The 20,684-nt window shown below is 60.1% G+C and carries 17 protein-coding genes; 7 read left to right on the top strand and 10 right to left on the bottom strand.

The genetic code is table 11. The annotated features are described in order from the left end of the window. Positions 1 to 22: 22 nt before the first annotated feature. Together CRI93_RS01890 and acnA are read right to left on the bottom strand one after the other, a co-directional pair. Complete coding sequence (locus CRI93_RS01890; protein ID WP_098060903.1) at positions 23 to 700, bottom strand: ArsR/SmtB family transcription factor; 678 nt, start codon at positions 698 to 700, stop codon at positions 23 to 25. Between the two features lie 201 nt (positions 701 to 901). Further along, positions 902 to 3,652 (bottom strand): aconitate hydratase AcnA, encoded by a 2,751-nt coding sequence (gene acnA, locus CRI93_RS01885; protein WP_098060902.1) that lies wholly within the window; start codon positions 3,650 to 3,652, stop codon positions 902 to 904. A gap of 408 nt (positions 3,653 to 4,060) precedes the next feature. On the opposite strand from acnA, the gene CRI93_RS01880 reads away from it, so the two are divergent. Then, on the top strand, positions 4,061 to 4,591 hold the full coding sequence (locus CRI93_RS01880; RefSeq protein WP_141491521.1) for a hypothetical protein: 531 nt from the start codon (positions 4,061 to 4,063) through the stop codon (positions 4,589 to 4,591). Between the two features lie 51 nt (positions 4,592 to 4,642). Here the strand turns inward: CRI93_RS01880 and CRI93_RS01875 are convergent, their stop codons facing one another. From CRI93_RS01875 to CRI93_RS01865, 3 genes are all read right to left on the bottom strand, one after another. Continuing rightward, a complete protein-coding gene (locus CRI93_RS01875) occupies positions 4,643 to 5,122 on the bottom strand; it encodes a hypothetical protein (RefSeq protein ID WP_098060900.1) in 480 nt (159 codons plus the stop codon). A gap of 338 nt (positions 5,123 to 5,460) precedes the next feature. After that, positions 5,461 to 6,819 carry an alpha/beta hydrolase family protein gene (locus CRI93_RS01870; protein WP_176521622.1) on the bottom strand — a complete coding sequence of 453 codons (1,359 nt, stop codon included), beginning with the start codon at positions 6,817 to 6,819 and terminating at the stop codon, positions 5,461 to 5,463. 100 nt (positions 6,820 to 6,919) lie between these two features. Then, the gene (locus CRI93_RS01865) at positions 6,920 to 7,402 is read right to left on the bottom strand and encodes a DUF4019 domain-containing protein (protein ID WP_098060898.1); all 483 of its coding nucleotides are present in this window, start codon (positions 7,400 to 7,402) and stop codon (positions 6,920 to 6,922) included. Positions 7,403 to 7,582: 180 nt separating this feature from the next. Here CRI93_RS01865 and CRI93_RS01860 point away from each other — a divergent pair, with 180 nt between their 5' ends. After that, positions 7,583 to 8,689: a sensor histidine kinase gene (locus tag CRI93_RS01860; protein WP_098060897.1), complete on the top strand. Its 1,107-nt coding sequence runs from the start codon at positions 7,583 to 7,585 to the stop codon at positions 8,687 to 8,689. Next, positions 8,682 to 9,419: a LytR/AlgR family response regulator transcription factor gene (locus CRI93_RS01855; RefSeq protein ID WP_098060896.1), complete on the top strand. Its 738-nt coding sequence runs from the start codon at positions 8,682 to 8,684 to the stop codon at positions 9,417 to 9,419. The genes CRI93_RS01860 and CRI93_RS01855 overlap by 8 nt, the downstream gene beginning before the upstream one ends. A gap of 20 nt (positions 9,420 to 9,439) precedes the next feature. Here the strand turns inward: CRI93_RS01855 and CRI93_RS01850 are convergent, their stop codons facing one another. After that, positions 9,440 to 10,135 carry a polysaccharide deacetylase family protein gene (locus CRI93_RS01850; protein ID WP_176521621.1) on the bottom strand — a complete coding sequence of 232 codons (696 nt, stop codon included), beginning with the start codon at positions 10,133 to 10,135 and terminating at the stop codon, positions 9,440 to 9,442. Positions 10,136 to 10,453: 318 nt separating this feature from the next. Between CRI93_RS01850 and CRI93_RS01845 the strand changes: the two genes are divergently transcribed. From CRI93_RS01845 to CRI93_RS01835, 3 genes are all read left to right on the top strand, one after another. Continuing rightward, positions 10,454 to 11,473 (top strand): glycosyltransferase family 2 protein, encoded by a 1,020-nt coding sequence (locus CRI93_RS01845; RefSeq protein WP_098060894.1) that lies wholly within the window; start codon positions 10,454 to 10,456, stop codon positions 11,471 to 11,473. Positions 11,474 to 11,590: 117 nt separating this feature from the next. Next, positions 11,591 to 13,561 carry a hypothetical protein gene (locus CRI93_RS01840; RefSeq protein WP_098060893.1) on the top strand — a complete coding sequence of 657 codons (1,971 nt, stop codon included), beginning with the start codon at positions 11,591 to 11,593 and terminating at the stop codon, positions 13,559 to 13,561. A gap of 63 nt (positions 13,562 to 13,624) precedes the next feature. Beyond that, entirely contained in the window at positions 13,625 to 14,656 is a 1,032-nt protein-coding gene (locus CRI93_RS01835) for a glycosyltransferase family 8 protein (protein ID WP_098060892.1), read from the top strand. A 180-nt stretch (positions 14,657 to 14,836) separates the two neighbouring features. Here the strand turns inward: CRI93_RS01835 and CRI93_RS01830 are convergent, their stop codons facing one another. The 3 genes from CRI93_RS01830 to CRI93_RS01820 form a co-directional block, all read right to left on the bottom strand. Then, entirely contained in the window at positions 14,837 to 15,994 is a 1,158-nt protein-coding gene (locus CRI93_RS01830; protein ID WP_098060891.1) for a glycosyltransferase, read from the bottom strand. Continuing rightward, positions 15,991 to 17,007 carry a lysylphosphatidylglycerol synthase transmembrane domain-containing protein gene (locus tag CRI93_RS01825; RefSeq protein WP_098060890.1) on the bottom strand — a complete coding sequence of 339 codons (1,017 nt, stop codon included), beginning with the start codon at positions 17,005 to 17,007 and terminating at the stop codon, positions 15,991 to 15,993. The genes CRI93_RS01830 and CRI93_RS01825 overlap by 4 nt, the downstream gene beginning before the upstream one ends. Positions 17,008 to 17,094: 87 nt before the next feature. Then, a complete protein-coding gene (locus tag CRI93_RS01820) occupies positions 17,095 to 17,889 on the bottom strand; it encodes a TatD family hydrolase (RefSeq protein ID WP_098060889.1) in 795 nt (264 codons plus the stop codon). A gap of 160 nt (positions 17,890 to 18,049) precedes the next feature. Between CRI93_RS01820 and CRI93_RS01815 the strand changes: the two genes are divergently transcribed. Then, positions 18,050 to 19,369: a SpoIID/LytB domain-containing protein gene (locus CRI93_RS01815; RefSeq protein WP_176521620.1), complete on the top strand. Its 1,320-nt coding sequence runs from the start codon at positions 18,050 to 18,052 to the stop codon at positions 19,367 to 19,369. A 28-nt stretch (positions 19,370 to 19,397) separates the two neighbouring features. Here the strand turns inward: CRI93_RS01815 and CRI93_RS01810 are convergent, their stop codons facing one another. After that, positions 19,398 to 20,633: a PAS domain-containing protein gene (locus CRI93_RS01810; protein WP_098060887.1), complete on the bottom strand. Its 1,236-nt coding sequence runs from the start codon at positions 20,631 to 20,633 to the stop codon at positions 19,398 to 19,400. Positions 20,634 to 20,684: the final 51 nt, after the last annotated feature.

Raw genomic sequence — 20,684 nt, 5'->3', positions numbered from 1 at the left:
GTGGATTCGTTAGGGCAGGGCCCTATGCCGCGGTGCGCTCAACCGGATGGCCCGCCGCCGCCCAGTCGGGGAGTCCTCCGGCCAGACGGTGCGCCTCATATCCGCGATCACGCAGACGACGCACGGCCTCATCCGAGTAGACACAGTACGGTCCACGGCAGTACGCCACCACCTCGTGCCCCCCGGGTAGCGCCTCGATGTGCGCGGCGAGTTCGTCAATGGGTAGAGAGCGGGCTCCGGGAATGTGCCCGGCGTCGTACTCAGGCTCCGGACGCACGTCGAGCAGAATCACATCGTCGCGCTCCAGCCGCGTCTTAAGCTCCTCTGCCGAGAGCGCCGTCATAGACGCACGGTCCGTCAGGTAGTGCTGCACCGTGGTCTCCACCTCGGCCAGCCGCGTCTCTGCCAGCGCGCGCAGCGCCCGCCACGCCCGGTAGACTGACGGATCAGCCAGGGTGTAGAACGCACGCGTGCCGTCCTTACGACGCTGCACGAGGCGCTCACGGCGCAGCACTTGCAGGTGACGCGAGGTATTTGCAACCGACATGCCCGTCTCCTCAGCCAGATCGTCCACGCGGCGTTCGCGCTGCGCCAGCAGGTCGATCAGCTCCAGCCGCGAGGCGCTCGAAAACGCCTTACCGATACGCGCAAACTGCTCATAGATCTCGTCTTTGAAGGCGCGCTTAGCTTCAATTTTCATTTGTCAATTGATCAATTGAATAGTTGCTCGATGCAATTAGAATAGATGAGAACGAGCTTGTTCCTAATCTGAATGCATCGTTCAGCCGCCTCCAACGAAAACATTGAAGCACCCCAACAAAAAAGCGCCCCGCCTCTCATGACGAGAAGCAGGGCGTTTTTTTGTGTATCGCATGTGCAGCGTTTGCTGCATGGACCCGTGTTACGCAGCCACCGGTGCATTGCTCAGGTAGTCGCGCAGCACGTAGTGCAGAATGCCGCCGTGGCGGTAGTATTCTACCTCAATCGGCGTATCGCAGCGATTGACCGCCGTGAAGCGGACTTCCGTGCCGTCTTCCTTCGTCGCAATGACCTCCACATCCTGCCCCGCTTCGAGGTCGTCGTTAAGCGGGATGTCGAACGTTTCGGTGCCATCGAGGCCGAGCGATTCGGCGGTGTCGCCGTCTTTGTACTGGAGCGGCAGCACGCCCATGCCGATCAGGTTCGACCGGTGGATGCGCTCGTAGCTCTCTACGATCACGGCATCGACGCCGAGCAGGATGGTGCCCTTCGCGGCCCAGTCGCGGCTGGAGCCCATGCCGTAGTCCTTGCCACCAAGCACAACCAGCGGCACGTCGTTGTCGATGTAGTCCATTGCGGCATCGAAGACGGTCGTGATTTCGCCGTCGTTCAGAAAGTTGCGGGTAACACCACCTTCCTGAACGTTGCCATCTTCATCGCGCACCAGCTCGTTCTTGATGCGGATGTTGGCAAACGTGCCGCGCATCATCACCTCGTGGTTTCCGCGCCGTGCACCGTAGGAGTTGAACTCGTACGGCTTCACGCCCCGCTCTTTGAGGTACTCACCCGCCGGGTACTCTTCCGGGATCGCACCGGCTGGCGAAATATGATCGGTCGTGGTGGAGTCGCCTGCTTTCACGAGGACGCGTGCGCCTTCGACCGACGTAATCGGCGGCACCTCAGGAGTCAGGTCCATGAAAAACGGCGGCTCCTGGATGTAGGTGGATTCGTCGTCCCAGTCGTACACCGAGCCTTCGGGAATCGAGATGTTATTCCACGTTTCGTTCGATTCTTCGATGCCCTCGTATTCCTCCTTGTAGAACTCGGGCTTCACAACGGTGTCCACCAGCGCCTTGATCTCGTCGCTGGAGGGCCAGATGTCTTCCAGATAGACCGGCTCACCGGCGTTATCGGTGCCAATGGGATCGTTCGTCAGGTCGATGTCCACCGTGCCGGCCAGGGCGTAGGCCACCACGAGCGGGGGGGAGGCGAGGTAGTTGGCCTGCACGAGCGAATGGATGCGGCCCTCGAAGTTGCGGTTGCCCGAAAGCACACCGCTCACAATGAGGTTGCCGTCTTTGATGGCGTTCTCGACGGGCTCCGGGAGTGGTCCCGAGTTGCCGATGCAGGTGGTGCATCCGTATCCTACCGTGTTGAACCCGAGTTGGTCGAGATACGGCATCAGGTTACCTTCCACCAGGTAGTCGGTAACGACCTTGGATCCGGGCGCCAGACTGGTTTTCACGTACGGCGGCACGGTAAGCCCTTTCTCGACCGCCTTCTTCGCGATAAGTCCGGCCCCGAGCATCACCGAAGGATTGCTCGTATTCGTGCAACTGGTAATGGCCGCAATGACGGTGTCGCCGTGTGTCAGGTCGAGCTGGTGTTCGCCATCGTCGTACGCGCCGGTGCTGTCGAGCGTGTCCTCGTCGAGCCCGAAGCCGACGGGCCCGGCCTCGCGGGTGAGCGATTCGTTGAACTCATACGGCAGCTCCGGCACCGTAATGCGGTCCTGCGGACGCTTCGGTCCGGCTACGCTCGGCGTGATGCTGCTCAGGTCGAGCTCCAGCACGTCGAGGCACTCAGGCGCGGGTGTGTCGGGCGTGTGGAAGAGGCCCTGCTCCTTGCAGTAGCGCTCCACGAGCTGCACCTGCTCTTCCGAGCGGTTGGTGCGACGCATGTAGTTGAGCGCCTCGTTGTCGATGGGGAAGAAGCCCATCGTAGCGCCGTACTCGGGCGACATGTTTGCGATGGTGGCGCGGTCGGGCACCGTGAGCGTCTGCATCCCCGGCCCAAAGAACTCCACGAAGCGCCCCACGACGCCGTAGTCGCGCAGCATTTCGGTGACGGTGAGCACCAGGTCGGTCGCAGTGGCGCCTTCGGCCAACTCGCCCGTCATGTTCACACCGATGACTTCCGGCATCAGCATGTAGATGGGCTGACCGAGCATGGCGGCTTCGGCTTCAATGCCGCCCACGCCCCAGCCCAGCACCCCCAGGCCGTTAATCATGGTGGTGTGGCTGTCGGTACCCACAAGTGAGTCGGGATACGCCAGGTCGATGCCCGTGTTGGTGGGACGCGTCCACACTCCTCGGGCCACATACTCCAGATTCACCTGGTGACAGATGCCGCTGGCCGGCGGTACCACCGAGAAGTTTTCAAAGGCCTCACTCCCCCAGCGCAGAAACTCGTAGCGCTCGCGGTTGCGCTTGAACTCGATCTCGGAGTTGAGCTTGATCGCTTCGGTGGTGCCGAAGTGATCGACCTGCACCGAGTGGTCGATGATGAGATGTACGGGCACCTGCGGATTGATCTCGTTCGGGTCGCCGCCCAGACGGTCCATCGCCGAGCGCAGCGCCGCCAGGTCAACGACAGCGGGCACGCCGGTAAAGTCCTGAAGCAGCACGCGTGAAGGCACGAACGGAATCTCTTCTTCGGCAGGCGCACTCGGGTCATACTGCGCGAAGCGGCGCACATTGTCTTCGGTGATGAGCGTACCGTCGCACTCGCGGAGCATCGCCTCCAGCAGGACGCGAATAGACACCGGCAGATGGTCGAGCTTGTACCCTTCATCTTCAAGGGCACTCAGGCGATAGAGATACGCCTCGCCCGAGCCCGTATCAAACGTGTCGCGGGCGTCGAACGGGTCGTCGTTCAGTTGAAAGTTAGGCATAGGACGTGGAAGGATGGTACAGGGGTCGGTCAGATCGCATTGGGATTTTATTTCTACGTTGTCGTAACATTTAGTTTCTGGGGATACAAGGGTTTGCGCGCTTTTCGCGTAGGGATATCCAAGATGGAATATTTAGCTCTGGACATTCATCAAGACCCGCCCCACTGTATCTGCCGAGCAGACTTCCAAGAGTTGCCTGACAGTAGGATCGGGTACGAGGCGGCTTACCTGATGGCCTCGTCATACTTCGTCGTAATGCCTATCTCGAAACAACACACTGAAACAACAATGCCACCCTATGCCAAACCTTCACATTTACGTGTATAGACTCTATACCGTGCACGCTGTCTTGCACGTTGTCCTTAATCGCTCATTTGCATATCCCTTAACATGACCAAGGATTTCTCTATGTCTCATCATACTCAAACGGGTATCGGCTTCGCGTTCCTTGTTCTCCTCCTGACTTTTGGGTCCGCCCAGGCGCAAGGCTCGGCAGAACTCCAATTGGAGAGCCCCGAGATAGACCGCTCCGTCACGCTCAACGCCCATTTTGCTACAGGCATCGACAGCCTACGCGGTGGGACGGAGGCCTTCGCTTTGTATCTTTACGACGAGTCGTACGAGGAAAGCGCAGACTGGATGTGGATCGCCCGTACCGGTGGGGTGCCGTCAACAGGAACCCATCGCTTCAGCACCCTGTCGCGTGGGGGACCTCTCGACGATGAGGACTTTACCCTGGGTGGTGAACTCAATGCTGCGGATAGCGAGCGCCTGACGATGCTCGTGTCCACATCGGAGGGGTTGCTTACCATCCGGAGTGTGACCGAGGACCGCATCGAAGGCACGTTTCAGGTCACCAACCTGATGGGCGGCACCATTACGGGCACGTTTGAGGCCCCGCGCGGCACGTTTCACGGCACCCGTGGCCCAGGGGGATGACGCCATCGCTTTGTGTGAACATAAAATCGCAGAATCCAACTTGGGTTGAACCTATGATTCAGTTGGAACGTGCCGCGTCAGGACCTGCGCCAGTTGCTCGGGCTCGTCCGTGCCCACGCGAATCACTCCTTCGGTGCCCAAGTCAATCTCGACCGCCGAGCGCCCCGACACGTTGTAGAGCCACCCTGCAGGCGTGTAGCGGATGCCCCAGCCGTACCAGATGGGATTGCGTACGACCTCCACGCTCTGGATTGTATCAAGCGGAAACGTGCGCGTCCAGAAGCCCGGACCGAAGTAGAACCGGAATTCTTGGTCAGTAACTTCTGTGATCAGGCTCGAAAACAACACGGTGAGCAGCCCCAGGCCACTGGTCAGAGCAATACCATACATCCCCAGTTGGCCTTCTTCACTCATGAAGCTGCTATACGTGATAAGCATTCCTGCCAGTAATGCAGTAACTGTTACGTAGCCCGGCTGGGTATGGCGGTAGTGTACAGGAGTGTGATCCGACTTTGATGTTTGCGTATTCATAGCGGTGAATAAGTTCGTGACAACGATACTGGCGTGTCGGCCACGGCACCGTGCTCAATTCTGTAGGACTTGCGCAGTTGCGGCTCACGAATATCATCTCATTGCGAGGCCCGCACCTGTTTAGCCATCCTCATAAGCCGGACATCTACGTATCCACCCCTCAGTCGGTGGCGCGACAGCTCCCCTCTCCAGGGGAGAAGGTGGAGGCAGGGCTCTTTCGTTTGTCTCTCCCTTCGGTTGAAGGGGAATGTGTGTGGTGCTCCCCAACGGCTCTGCCTCATCCTTATTCAAGAACTTAAGACAATCGAAACCAAGTGTGCAACTCTTATGCGTGCCCTCTACTGTTGCTCCTCCGCCTGCCCTCGTATCCAGCCTGACACACGTTGCAGCGCCTTGGGCGCCATTGTCGTTTCGATCTGGGAATACTCGCTGAATGCACCTGTATCAGCAGGCTGGAACAGATGGTTCAGTCCGTCGATCACTTCGACCGTGGCGTTGGGACTTGCACTCTCCCCTAAGGCATTACGCATAATTTCGGCGTTCTGCTCGGGGGGCACCTGCAAGTCCTTCGAGCCAAACAGCGCAAGCACCGGAATGTCGAGCTGGGTGAGCACGGGCTGGGGATCGTACTTCAGGAAGAACGTAAACCACGGTGTAGTGAGTCGCTCAATCTGCGTCTCGCGCTGCTCTTCAGGCACGCCCTGCGCCTCAAACAACGTTCGTAGCGTGTCGGCAACGGCCGCGGAATCGGGCGTGCTCTGTGCCGCGTTTAGCATACGCTGCTGTGTCGTGCGCATCGAATCGACCGCCGATGCTGACGCGCCCTGGGCTTCGGCCATGAGCGCCGTCTGCTCAACAAGGATGTCGCGCCCCGGCACCGCTGGTCCGGCCATCATCACCAGAAATGCGAGCGGCTCGTGCTGGGTGTGCACCATGGGCCCTACCAGTCCACCTTCGCTCAGTCCAATCAGACCCACGCGCTCGGCATCCACGCGCGAATGCTCTTTCAGAAACCGCGCCGCGGAAGCCGCATCACGTGCATACGCTTCGGTGGTCGATGCCGGAAACGACGGCCCCTCCGATTCGCCTACCCCGCGCTCGTCGTAGCGCAGTACTGCAATGCCCTGCCGCGTCAGGTGATCAGCCAGCACATGGAACAGCCGATGCCCCATCAACTCAGAGTTGCGGTCTTGCGGCCCCGATCCACTTACCAGCACCACGGCCGGATGCGGCCCCTCGTCTTCTGGATAGGTGAGCGTGCCCGCCAGCGTGAAGTCGTCCTCGGCGTTTGGGAAGCGTACCTCTTCTTCCACATACGGATACGGCGGCTCGGGGTGCTGCGGACGCTCCGGTGCCTCCGACGTGCTTTCATCGGTCGGCGTTAGCGTTAGCGGGAACGACTGCCCCGATTGCGTCCACGAGCCCTCAATGGTCTCCGCATTCGTCATCGTGCCCACATACTCTCCGTTGATCTCAGGCACGTCAAACATGAGCCTGTCATCCTGCACATGCACCTCCGGTACGGCAATGCCTGTAACGCCCTGATCGGGACTGTCCATGGTGGCAAAGAGGCTATCGTCCTCCTGTTCGATATGAAATAGCACGCGAAGCTCGGTGCCCCCCGCCTCCAACTGCCCCTGCCATGAACCAACAACGGCATCGGACGATTGGGCGTGCACAGGCAACGTCCACGGCATGAGTGTAGCGAGGGCCAGAACAATTATAAGTCGTTGTATAATTTGCATGGGTTGGTTTCGTTTTTGGGATGCAATGTGTAGATGCACGATACACAGCCGCTTACGGACCCGGCCACCCATCTTTCGGTCGGATGTGGTATCCTATAACGCGCCATGCACCATCCTCTCGCGTAAGCTTTATCGTTTCGATCACTGTCTTGCCATAGTCGGCCCGATACTGAATCGCCACGTACTCCTCCGGTGCCTGTCCGGATAGCTCGCTCATTTGCGGCTGCTCCGGCGGCGAATCGGTGTAGCGGGCGGCAATTAGCGTGCGGCCCTCAAACGATCCGAGGTCAAGCTGACGTTGGCCCTGTTCAACGATCTGAGCCCACTGTTCCGCTGTAATCTGGGTCTTGAAGAAACCAGCTGCTTCTGACCATGAAGCCTCGTATTTCTTGGCATCGACCAGCGCAAGCCATTCAGTGGCGGACTCTTGGGCTTCCTCTGCGTAGGCCTGTTCCTCCTCCGATGGCCCGCAGGCTGCCAGCATGCTGCACAGCACCAGCCACCCGCACCCGTACATAATCTGTCGAATCCGCATAGCTAAAGCTCTCGGGCAGGTCAGTGAATAATGACTATGTGTTGTATCTACCTATCAGCGATCAGATGCACCGTTCGTCCAGCATACGAACCGCTCACCCAATTCAATGTCGTATCTATCGGCTCGCGTTGTCATGTTTAGGATGCGCACACCCCGCTTTCTATAGTTTTCCTATCGCTTATGCCACTTTCCCTGCGCAATGAACGCGCACGCTGGATCGGACTCGGCACCCTACAGCTTATGGGCTGGCTGGTCTACGGGACCGTCTATTACGTCACACTGCAGCCCTACAACCCGTTTCCCGGCATCGTGCTGCAGCAGGCGCTCTGGGCGACCGGGTCGGGCCTGCTCTTCAGTTCACTACTGGGCTGGTCCTACTACATGCTGGGCGTATCTCAGTGGCATCTGGGGTGGCAAAGCCTGTCTCTCGGGCTCGGCTCCATCGGCGCTGGACTGGCGTGGGCGGGCGTAAATCACTGGGGCGCAACCCGCATCGATCCGTTTGCACTGCCTGTGCTCTCCTACGTTGGAATACTACCCGGACAGGGCTCTCTGCTTTCGCACCCGGCGGCCTTTCCGATGGTGCTACTCGTATGGAGCGGCAGCTATCTGGGCATTACCTTCTGGTACGAGCGACAGGTGCAGCAACAGCGTGTTTTACAGGCGGATGCCGAGGCCCAGCGCGCTCGACTGCAGATGCTTCGCTACCAGCTCAATCCGCATTTCTTCTTCAATGCGCTCAACACCATCAACGCCCTCGCTGATGAGAGTCCACGCCGCGTGAAGGAGGCCGTCCACGAGCTATCGGGCTTTCTGCGATACTCGCTCCTCGACGAGGACACGCTCATGGTATCGCTCGATGAGGAGGTCCAGGCCGTGAAGCATTATTTCGCGATTGAAACCATGCGCTTTGAAGACGATCTTCAAGTCACGGTCGACGTGGATCCGGAAGCGGCGCATCAGACTGTCCCCGCGTTTCTGGTGCTCCCCCTGATCGAGAACGCTATCAAGCACGGCCAGCATACGAGCCCATTCCCACTGCGCATCCACCTGACGGCCTCAATGGCTGAGAGCGGCCTCCGTATCGAAGTCGCCAACACCGGTCATCTACGTACAGATGCGCCCACTGACGAGAGCACCGACACCGGACTCAGCAACGTACGAGCCCGTCTCCAGGCGCAATATCCTACGGCTCATCGCTTTACGTTAACAGAGGACGACGGCTGGGTGCACGCCCGCATTGAGATTGACCCCACTGCACGAACAAACAGCACAAACCATGGCTGATGCTCTCCGCATCCTCATTGTAGACGACGAGCGGCTCGCCCGCAAGGCCCTTCGCAACACGGTTTCTGAGCAGGACCACGCAACGGTGGTCGGCGAGGCCGGTACTGTTGACAAAGCCGCCACGCTGATTGATGAGGCGGCCCCCGACGTGGTGCTACTGGATGTGCAGATGCGCGGCGAAACCGGCTTTGACTTGCTCGCTCGCATTGACACACCCGTGCAGGTAGTGTTTGTGACGGCGCACGACCAGTATGCCGTGCGCGCGTTCGAGGTGAATGCGCTGGATTATCTCCTCAAACCCGTGGCGCCCGACCGTCTCGCCGAAGCGCTCCGCCGCGTGCGTGCCACGGACGACGCACTTCCGCAGGACGATGCCGAATCCGGTGCGTCATTCCGGTACGACGATCTGTTCTTCTACGAGGAAGGCCACCAGCCTCGCTTCATCCGTATTGCCGACATTCGCTACATCGGTGCATCGGGGAACTACACGACTCTTTACCTTGACGGCGGAGCCAACGCGCTGACTACGACCACCCTCAACGAGTGGACGGCCCAACTGCCTGAGGCGCACTTCGTCCGTATCCATCGCTCTACTATCGTGAACGTAAACCACGTGGCCCGCATCAATCGACAGCCCAACAACACGTTCGAGGTATTTGTGGACGGCAGCGAGACGGTGCTTTCCATGAGCCGTCGCCGCGCACAGACGCTGAAAGATCAGTTACAGTAAACAAGTGCACAGACCTGTTCTCAGGGCCCTGTCGTGGGTGTGGGCAGCGCTTCAAAACGCCAGCCGCGGGCCGTGCCCCAGCGCAGGATGGCCTCCAGTGCCTGTAGCGTGACGGGCTCGGTCATTGGGTTGTCGTGCAGCACCACAATGCTACCGGACCGCACATGCGCGGTCGTAAAGCGCGCCACCGATGTGGGCGACGCCCCGCGCTGAAAGTCGGCAGGCATCACGTCCCACATAACTACGCGGGCGCCGTGGCGTCCGGCCCAGCGGCAGAGCGCGGGCGTCAGGTGCCCGTAGGGAGGGCGAAGCAGCGGCACAGGGCCTCCGGTGTGCGCTCTAATGACCCGGGCAGTATCTTCCAGTTCGCGAATCACGGTAGAGCGTGCAGTCTGCCACGCATCCACATGCGTAAATGTGTGGTTTCCCACAGCATGTCCAGCTTCTACGATGCGGCGCACGCGCTGCGGGTGCGCCTGTACGTGATGCCCAATCAGAAAGAACGTGGCGCGGGCGTCGTAGTGGCGCAGGATGCGTAGGAGCGCCTCGGTTGCAATGGCGGTGGGCCCGTCGTCGAACGTGAGGTAGACAGTGGGGGGATGCGCGGGCGATGCCTCCATACGCCACCAGGTGTGCGGCCACCACGGGCGTAGCGGACGCGTGGCCACACTGGTCCACCAAGGCAGCCAGCTATGCGATACAGGGGGTAAAATCATGGGTACAGGGGATGCGGTCAAAAAAAACGCCTTGCAGATCCTTGCACCGGGCGCGTCCATCTTGGGGTGAAAGCCCGTTGGCCTGCATGCGCCAAAAGCGACATCGACATGCGCCAAGCCCCATTCATAGTAGGAAGCCTACAATCTATTATGTGCATCGGTTAGTGCCGCTCCCCTGCTTCGGTGCTTGTACTACCTTTGTTGCAGTGACATTAGATCCACTTAACTTCTTGGTCCAGACGCTAATCACTCCCTAAGGGCTCTGCACGACTGCTCTCGTGTCCAGGTCTTCCACTCGGCTTTACATAACGAAGTAATATGAAGTCAGCGACTGCCAATGTAAGCATAATTATATGCACACGAAACCGGGCCACGGACCTGCGCGACACCCTGCGGTCACTGGCCAACGTTTATATCCCCATTGGATGGATCGTTGAGTGCATTATTGTGGATAATGCTTCAACCGATGCCACGCCACAGGTGATTGCGGCATTCAAAACCAGTCAGTTTGATGTCCACACCGTTAAGGAAGAACATCTGGGGAAAGCCTACGCGGCCAATACCGCTCTGAGCCAGGCCCGCGGCGAAATCTTGCTTTTCACAGACGACGACGTGCGCGTCCCAGCCGACTGGATTGTTGGCATGACGGAGCCAATTCGCTCGGGGCGGGCCGATGCTGTAGCTGGCGGCGTAGCCCTTGCTCCCCACCTTGAGCGTTCCTGGCAGCAGGGAAATCCCTGGATGACAGCATTGCTGGCCTCCACTTCGGCCCTCAGCGACGCCTCGCCCCGGCGTCTTGTAGGTGCCAATATGGCCATTGCCCGACGCGTCTTCGACACCGTGTCCGGTTTTGACGTAAATCTCGGTCCCGGGTCCGTACTGGGGTTAGGGGAAGAAACCCTTCTTACACAGCAAATCAAACACGCTGGCTTTCGCGTGAGGTCTGCGTTCGATGTGGCTGTCGAACACCACTGCAGCGCGGATCGCCTCTCTCGAAGAAGCTACCTCCAGGCCGTGGAACGGGTTGGACGCTCACAAGGATACATCGACTACCACTGGAATTGCGTCTCCGTCTCTCCGATTCGGCTTGTCAGCGGACTGGTCTCGCGGTACTTCAAGTTAGGACTCAGACGTGCACTCGAGCGACCCGATCTTCAGGATGAGGGCCTCCCGCTATGGGAAGTGAGTCTGCTCATGCAGATCTATCACCGGCGCCAGTTGCTTACCGAACTCGGCCATCCTCGGAAATATGCGGCCAAACAGCCGCGCGGATCCGTACCTGCGCGCCCTGATCATCACAAAGCCCCAGCGATGCAGCCATGCCCTCCTGGTCAATGATCCTTAATTCAGAGAGCTCTCCGCAAGACACACATCTGGTAAGCCAGCATGTCGGGCAAGCGCGAGGCTTTTTCAGACACAGCGTATCTTTCTTCTGGTAGCCATCCCCCTTCAACCATGACGAATTTGCCCGTACCGTCCTCTACGTCTGCCGCCCCCGTGGTGTGCTCCTTCGACGTGTTCGATACTGTTCTGACGCGTACGGTAAGCCCGCCCACGGCTGCGTTTATGCTGGTCGGCAGGCGTGCAGCCGAGTTGCTGCCGCCTGGATATACGCCACGCGCTTTTGCTGAAGCTCGCCAGGCAGCCGAGCAACGGGTATTGCGCTGGCATGGCGCTCATATGACGCTTGACGCTATTTATCGTGAGCTGGAGCACACAATTCATACGGCGGACTGGGCGCGCATCAAAGAGATTGAGTTGGAGGTCGAGCACGAGCTTCTTATCCCGGTACCTGATGGGCAAAAGTTGCTTGAAAACTGCCGCAAAAGAGGCCACGCAGTTGTCTTCGTATCGGACATGTACCTGCCTCATGCTTTTATCCAGACCCAGTTGGACCATCATGGACTGTGGATGCCAGCCGACCGGCTGTTCGTCTCGTGCGACTACGGGTGCAAAAAGGGGCACGGTCTGTTCGATGTAGTGTGCGAAACCCTGGATATAAGCCCGACACACCTCACGCATTACGGCAATTGCCCGCACGCCGACGTGCAAGGCATGCAAACACGGGGAGGTACCGGCGTCCACGTTACAGCAGCCAATCCAAGTCGGTATGAGGCGGCTCTCGGCCAGTGGAGCGACCAAACGAACGGGCTTAGCGCCCTAATGGCTGGAGCCAGCCGCTACGCGCGGCTGCATCAGTCGGCGAACAGTCCGCACGAGCGAGCGCTCCGCTCCGTTGCGTCTGGCGTACTGGCCCCAGTTTGCACCTCGTTTGCCATGTGGCTCCTTCAGCAGGCGAAAGCCCATCAGCTCACACGGCTTTATGTGACTGCTCGTGATGGCCATGTGCTGCTTCCCATATTTCGTTATCTGGCCTCACTCATGGAGGTAGAGTGTGAGATTCGGTATCTGTATGTCAGTCGGTCGGCTGTGGCGGCTGCATATCACGACCCTGACGTGTGGGATCGATCGTTCGAGTTTGACAAGGTTGGCATGGACACCGTGACACAGCGCATTGGTGCGCTATCTTCCGGCATCGCAGCTCAAAAATCGATGATGGAGCCCTCCGTTAAGACGAGTGGCCTTCAAGCCGACGCACACGCCCACGAACGTCGTCAGTTGCTCTGTGAATACCTGCGCCAGGAGGGCCTCGACGCCCCGCCACGCTCAGGGTTTGTTGATGTGGGATGGAAGGGAACGGTGCACAGCTTACTCAATGACGTACTGCTCGACGAAGGCATGATTGATACGCCTCTGCCAGGCTTTTTCTTTGGTCTCAGTGCCAAACAACAGGAGCCCCACAAGGCTCATCGTACCGCTTATTTTTTCGATGCACACAGAGATGCGGGATATCGAAACGTACTACAGGGAAGCGGGATGTACACGCTCCTCGAAACGTTTTGCACCGCCGATCATGGGTCGGTCATCGGATACGAGCATAAAGACAACAGCGTGCGGCCTGTCCTCGAACCCGCCTGGCCCGCACGAATGGAGGCATGGGGATTGCCTATCGTCCGCAATGCTGTGGACGCTTTTCTTGAGGGGTTAACGCAACACCCGGCTCTCTTCAATGCCACTGCTGATATGCGACCGGCATTGGCGAAGTGTATTCAACTTTTTTGGGACACGCCGACTGCCGCTGAGGCCGAAGCCTGGGGACAGTTTCCGCGCGAACAAGGAGGAGCTCACGAAAAGGATCCTAAGCCGCTGGCGCCACGCTACACGTGGAGCGCTCCGGCCGCGTTCGCACGCTATGGCTCATCGGCTCATGAGCGGCTCACACATAAGTTTTCATGGCCTGCGGCATCGCTACAACGGTCATCTCCTGCCATACGTCGTAGCATAGAAAAAGTCTTAGCAATGCGTGAAAAAGCCAGGTGGGTCTACCACGCATTGCGTCGTCGGGGGGTAATTCCACACCGCTAACTTGTTTACGCACCAGACGTTGCCAGGCGTACACGCCAAATAAATCCTTATCTCCACTCGTCTATGACCGCTACATCAAGTTCTTCTTCGCGTAGGCTCACCCTTGTCCTAAGTGCCGATGACGCGTATGCACGTCCGCTGGCCGTGACGGCATACTCTGCACTGGTCCATCTACACCCTGACTGGTCCGCCGACGTGTATATTATCGATGGCGGTATTTCAACCGAAAACCGTGCTCGCATCGCCCGAATGGTTGAAGAAGCCCCCGCACCTGCGATGCTTCACTGGCTAACTTCCGACCATGAACGAGTACGGGACTTACCTGTGGTTAACGAATGGGTGAGTACCAGCGCGTACTTACGGCTCTATTTACCAGACTTGCTTCCTGAAACGTGTGAGCGTGTCATCTACTTGGATAGCGACATGCTGATCACGTCCAGCCTGTCAGCACTCTGGACGGAGCCGTTCGAGGGGGCTGCGCTCTGTGCTGTTCAGGACTATTTTATCCCCTATGTGTCATCAAAATGGGGGCTCAACTATTATGAGACGCTCGGTATGGATCCCCGTACGCCATACTTCAACACAGGTCTTATGGTTATTAATCTTGCGCATTGGCGCGAGGAGGGGACCGGACAAGCAGCCCTTCATCATGTCCAGCGGTATCGTGACCAGCTCAATTTTCATGACCAGGAGGGGCTCAATGCCGTGATTGCTGGAAACTGGAAATCTCTCGACCCTGGCTGGAATGTGTTTGTAACGCCCAAAGACGTCAAGCACCTCCCGCCTTCCACCATCCGCAGTGCGCTGTCAGCCCGCCCGCGGTTGCTTCAGGATGCTCAGGTCCTGCACTTTGCAGGACATGCAAAGCCCTGGACGTTGCACGGAACGTATCATCCCATGCAGTACCGATGGTATCGATACCTGTGGAAAAGCGCCTGGCATGCCCCGTTAGAGCGGTGGCGTTCGGTTGTTGTATTTGCTTTGCAGCATGCATGGGGCTGGACTTCTCACCATGCCCGCACCTCTACACGCCCAATTCGCCATTGGCTTCGATCTCATCTGCCGAATACGCTGCGTGTCGCCCCTCAAAAGTAGATGCCCCAAACGAAGGACTCAAAGCTGCATCTTGCGTAAGCCCGAACAGACCCGGCGCCCAGGCAGACGGGGCTCAACACCGCTGCCTCAAAGATCGGGATTGCCCTCTTCGCCTTAGCACTGCATCGCATCCTCTCATCCCCGGTGGCGCGCCGCCCGCGACACGTTTTCCTGCGCCATCTAATCCACGGTTCGTCCTTTCCAGTGAATCGCGCCGAACACGCCGTGCAACCCGGCCCCGACCACGTAGCCCAATTGCAGCAACGAGGCGGGAATGTAGGAGCGCATCAGGTCGCGGTGACCCACGGTGTGCGATGCCGGAAGCAACAGAAGCAGGTCGGCCCCCATCTTGGCGAGCAGTCCGGTTACGGCAGGCTGAGAGAGAGCGTCGGGGTCGGTAGCGCCAACCAGGCAGACGCCCAGCAAGACCGCGTGCACTACGAAAATGCCGAGTGTGCAGAGCCAGGGGACTGCATGGTAGGAACGCGTGGCATGCGCCCAGCGCTTACGCTGCTGCCAGAATGCCGTCCACGACGACGCCGGAGTTGTCGTTACACATGCCGTCTCGTGCCACACGTAGCGTACCGAGTCGTCAGTCCGGTACGCCACATGCTGCAGGAGTAATTCATCAGCGGCCAGATGCGCAGCGATCTGCTCATCCGGAAGCGCCGCAATCAGCGACCGATGCACCGCCATGTTGCCCCCATTGCAGATCGTGGGCCACCCGAGTCCGGCCGTGCCTGCGCCATACGCGTTGAGCCCCAGGAACTCCAGTGCCTGAAAGCGCTCTATCCAGCGCTCAGCGTCCACGTCGTAGCGGACCGGGCCGCACACCACAGGCGTTTCTGCCGTGCAGGCACGGGCCAGCGTAGCCGCCCACGACGGCGACGGCACGCAGTCGGCATCCAGGACGAGGACGACGGTGCCGGTAGCCTGCTCGGCGCCGTATGCCACGGCGGCTTCTTTGCCTGCGCCCCACGCATCGGGCAGCGTATGCACCTGGTGAACTGGGTCCGCAGCCTCATCGCCTCCTGCCACAACGGCGGTGCGCAGGCCGCGTTGGGCGCGTACAAACGTCGCATCGTTCGACTGGTCGTCGACCACGATGATCTCCAGCGTGGTGTGTGCAGGCAGCGTCTGGTTCTGCAGCGCATCGAGGCAGTGGGGGATCGCATCGGCCTCGTTGCGGGCCGGAACGACGACAGAGAGGCGGTTGGGTAGTGCGCGATCAGGTAGGGCGCGGGCACTGCGCATCCGCCCGTAGGCCAGGGCCGCCATGCCCAGTCCGTAGAGCGTGCACACCCCCCCAACGATCCACCAGAGCAGAGAAACCGTCATGCAGGCGAAGAAGACTCGTTTGTAGACGACGAAGGCACCGCCTCGGCCACCGAGACGGCGGTGTGCTGAAGCGAAAGGCCCCGCACGAACACCGCCCCAACCAGCGAGGGCGCCGCGATGTTCAGTGCAAAGATCGAAAGTGAAGCATTGAGCGCCGCTGCCGGATCCGCCCCAAAGAACGGCAGAAAGAACACCGCTGCCCCCTCACGCACGCCCAGATCCATGAGCGTGGGCGAGGGCAGCAGGTAGCGGATGTAGTAGGCCAGCGCTGCTCCCGCCGCGGCTCCGGTGAAGGCAACGGTAGCATCAAACGCCTGCACGAGAAGTGCCATCTGCCCAATGAATACGACGTAGCGAAATGCCGCCCACGCCGTGGCACCAGCCACTTGCCGACGCGAGAGCCGATTCAGAAACGAGAGGTGTGCACTCCATGCCACCCACCGCTCCGGCAGCCGCTTTGCGATACGAAGCACCTGCGTAGGCACCAGCAGTCCCAACGTGACAACCGTGGCAAACCCGATGCCCCCGCCCAGCACTACGCCCCACGACACGCCCCAACCCACCTGTGTGGGGAGCATCCCGCTGTACCAGCTTGCGGCCAGTACAGCGGTGCCCATCCACAGCCCAACCACCAGATCAATGAGGCGCTGCAACAGCACGGTAGCCGTTACCGACCATTTGTTGGGATACGACACGCTGAACGCCCGCCCGGCATACTCACCCACACGTGCCGGGGTAAAGAACCCAACCGCAAAGCCCGCCATCACCGCGCGCCACATGGTACGTGGGTTGAGGTTGGGCATCAGCGGTGCCATAAGCACCCGCCATGTGCGGCCATCAGCCCACAGGTTTGGGACCACCATGAGCGCGGCAAGCATCAGTAGCCACGGATTGGCGGCCTGCGCCGTGGCCCAGATGGAGGCCGGATCGACGAACAGGACCAGGTAGCCCACCACTGCCACTGCAAGCACGGCTTTGACAACAGTGGAAAGATGGGCGCGCAAGTTGGGCATGCAGCAGGCAGTCCGGCGGCGATTATCGATACGTGCTCCCTCCTACGGCAACGCGTCTTACGTGTGCCGATGCGACGAAGCACCAAGCTATGTGCGCTGCGGTTCAGGCAGCCCATACACAGCCCGTGCATTCGCGGTGGTCTGGGTGGCAATTTCGTCGAGCGTGTAGTCAGTGACGTCGGCCAGATACGTGGCCACGTGGCGCACGAATGCAGGCTCGTTACGGTTGCCCCGCTCGGCCTGTGGGGCCAGATACGGCGCGTCGGTCTCCAGCACGATGCGCTCCAGCGGTATGGACTGCAGCATCGCGTCGTGGTCGCTGTTTTTGAACGTGGCAATGCCGCCGATGCCTACGTAAAACCCGAGATCCCACGCGCGCTGAGCCGTGGCAGCGTCGTCTACAAAGCAGTGCAAGATGCCGTGCAGGCGCTCGCCCTGTGGGTGTGCCGCGCGTTCCTCTTCCAGAATCGTCAGCACATCGTCGGTGGCCTCCCGGTTGTGGATCACCAGCGGCAGTTCCGTTTCAATGGCCAGACGGATGTGCTCTCGAAAGAAGTGCTGCTGGCGATCGTCGAACGAGCGGTCCCAGTAGTAGTCGAGTCCACTCTCGCCAATGGCCACGACCTGCTCGTGGGCGCACCACTCGGCCACCGTTGCCATCGCGTCGTTGGAGGCGTCTTCTGTAGTAGACGGATGCAGCCCGGTCATCGCAAACACGTCGGTATTTGCTTCCGAGAGGGCCACCGCCTGCTCAATGGAGTTGAGGTCAATGGCCGGAAGGACAACGGCTTCTACGTCCGCGTTTCGCATGCGGGTGAGCACGGCGTCGCGGTCGTCGTCGAAACGGTCGAGGTAGAGATGAGCGTGCGTATCCACAAGCATAGAATCGGCGGAAACCAGCAATGAAACAGTGAAACGGTGCGGGGCTGCATATCCACGTGCAGAGCGGATGCAACTTCGCGTGTCGTTGTATATACTGTAGATTCCGAGGTTGCCGCCTCGTCATCGCTTCATGCACCTATCCACGAACTGCTCTATTTCCGTGGCTTTCTGGCTTGCCTTTACATACATGCTGCGCACTCCTGCACGCTGGCTGGGATGCAGTGCGATAGCAGTGGGCGCTGTGGGGCTTCTGCTCGTTGGCAGTGCTCCGGTGGCCCAGGCGCAAGACGTACGCGTGCGCATCTTCGACCGGCTTTCGCCGCGTCAGGTGGAGCTGGTCAGCTCCCGCCGCATCCCGGTGCACACGAGTCCCGAACGTGCGCCGCTCTTTCACATCGAACCCGGGTCGATTGCACAGCTAAGCCTGTACCGAGGCGATGTGCGCATTGAGCATGGGTCGCATCGCATAGCTGCATCGACACTGTACCTGAACGCCCCCTCGCGCGCAGCAACGACCATGCGTACGGCAGGCGCACAGCGGTCATACACCGGTGCGTTCGAGGTTCGCCCCGACGGCGAGACGCTGGAGGTTGTGAATGCGGTGCCGCTGGAGCAGTATGTGGCCAGCGTGGTGGCCAGCGAGTATGGCCTTGACGACGTAGAAGGGGCCAAAGCCATGGCCGTGGTGGCGCGTACCTATGCCGTGCGGGGCAGCGACAAGTTCGACGGCGCGTACACGCATGTTGACCACACTATCTCGCAGGTCTATCGCGGCCTGTCGGCCATCACCGACGCCTCGCGAGCGGCAGCGCAGGCCACAGAGGGAGAAGTGCTTACATACAACTCGCACCTTATTGAGGCGGTGTACTTTTCGAGCAGCGGCGGCCACACCGCCAACAACGAAAACGTGTGGGATGCCAGCGAAGAGCTCCCGTATCTGCGTGGACGCCAGGATCCGTACGACTCGGTGGCCCCGCATCATACGTGGCAGACCTCCGTCAGCCGGGCGGCTGTACTTCGTGGGCTGGAGCGGCAGTTTGGCGGGTCGGTACGCGGGTTTTATCTGGGCGATGCATCGCCCAGCGGGCGGTTGCTGACGCTGGAGCTGCTTCGTCCCAGCGGAGATCGGGAGTCGGTTGAGGCGGGTGCGTTCCGCCGGGCCGTAAACCGGGCCGCGGGTCGCGAGGTGCTGCGTAGCACGTGGTTCGAGGCTCGGCGCCAGGGCAGCCGCTACGTGTTCGACGGACGCGGCTACGGGCACGGGGTGGGCATGAGCCAGTGGGGCGCTCATGGCATGGCGCAGGCCGGGCGCTCCTATCGCGACATCTTGGCGTTCTACTACCAGGGCGCCACGCTCACTCAGCTCGACAACGCCGAGCAGCCCCCCGCCCAGCTTGCGCTTGACGAGACGGATCCTGAAGAGCCGCCCCCCGCTTCATCGGCTTCTACCCGGTCGCGCTCGGGGCGTATTGGGTGGTAGCGGCGAATACAAATTCGGGCTGCCCCGCTCAGGGAGCCCCCTGTGCCGACACATCCAGCCCTACCGCTATCAAGTAATCGGTCCCCTCAATGGTGCGCACCGCCCCGTTGAGCATGCACGGACGCAGCGTCCCGTCTTTCGCCTGCAGACGCGCCGCCACCCCGAACTCCGACTGCTCCGCAAACACTGCATTGACCGCTTTGCGGATACGCAGGCGGTCGTCAGGGTGAAAGAGATGCGGCAACGCAGAGCCCGCCAGTTCGTCGTCGGTGTAGCCGGTATACCGGCGTAGCGTCTCGTTCCAGGTGCGCGCATGCCCGGCGTGGTCAGTCATGTAGAAAAGCGCCGGCATGGCGTTGCGTGTGGATTCAAAGCGGCGCACCTTGGCCAGCAGTTCTTGCTGCACCCGGTAGCGCTCGGTGATGTCTTTCATCGCAAACACCACCTGCGACGGACGCTCGGCTCCTGCGGGCAGATGGGCCGCGTTTAAGCTCAAATACCGATGTCCCTCATCGGGCCACGTCACTTTGCACCGAAGATCCTGGATCGGCTCGTGCGTGTCGATCACGTCGCGGAGAGGAGTGCGGGTGCCATCCTCTGCATCTAACGGCTCCATGCGCCACCCAAGCTGCTTGTAGCGCCAGGCTCCCACGCCATGCGGCGTGTCTTCGGCCTCGTCGGTGCGCTGTAGCCCCAGCAGCAACTCGGCCTGCTCGTTCGCATAGGTTACGCGGCCCTGCTCATTCACAACAGCGATAGCAGCCACATCGGTCTCCAAAATAGCCCGCAAGAGGCGGTCGGTGCTGCGCAATCTGGCTTTTTGGGTCGCTGTTTGGGTTACATCGCGCACGGTAAGCACACGCGACACCCCTGCAGGTCCGCGCACCGCCTTCACATGCACCCGCATTACAGTATCATCAGACGGCGGCCATGCAATCACGGCATTGGCGCCCGGTTCGGGCAGCTCGTCAGCAAACGCACGGGGGAGCACGGCCCCTTGCTCAATGGTCTGATTGGGAAAGAACGCGTGGGCCTGTTCGTTGAAGTGCTCAATCCGATAGGTGCTATCTACCACAAGCACGGCCCCATCTATGTGATTCAGGAGCCCGGTAGGCACCTGTGACGGAAGGGCAGTTTTCTCCACCGCATCATCTGATGGAGGCACATGCCCCCACACCGCCGCCAGCATACACGCGGCTCCCAGCGCCGGAATGGCGCCTATCATATCGTTAACAAGCAGCAGCTCATTGGCCAGGTAGAGCACAGAGCACAAGGGATTGATGGAAGAGAATATGGATAACGGCACAGATACAAG

The organism is Longimonas halophila, assembly GCF_002554705.1.
Taxonomy (GTDB): domain Bacteria; phylum Bacteroidota; class Rhodothermia; order Rhodothermales; family Salinibacteraceae; genus Longimonas; species Longimonas halophila.
The sequence above is the reverse complement of the archived record's forward strand: the minus strand, read 5'-3'. Positions and strand labels throughout refer to the sequence as shown.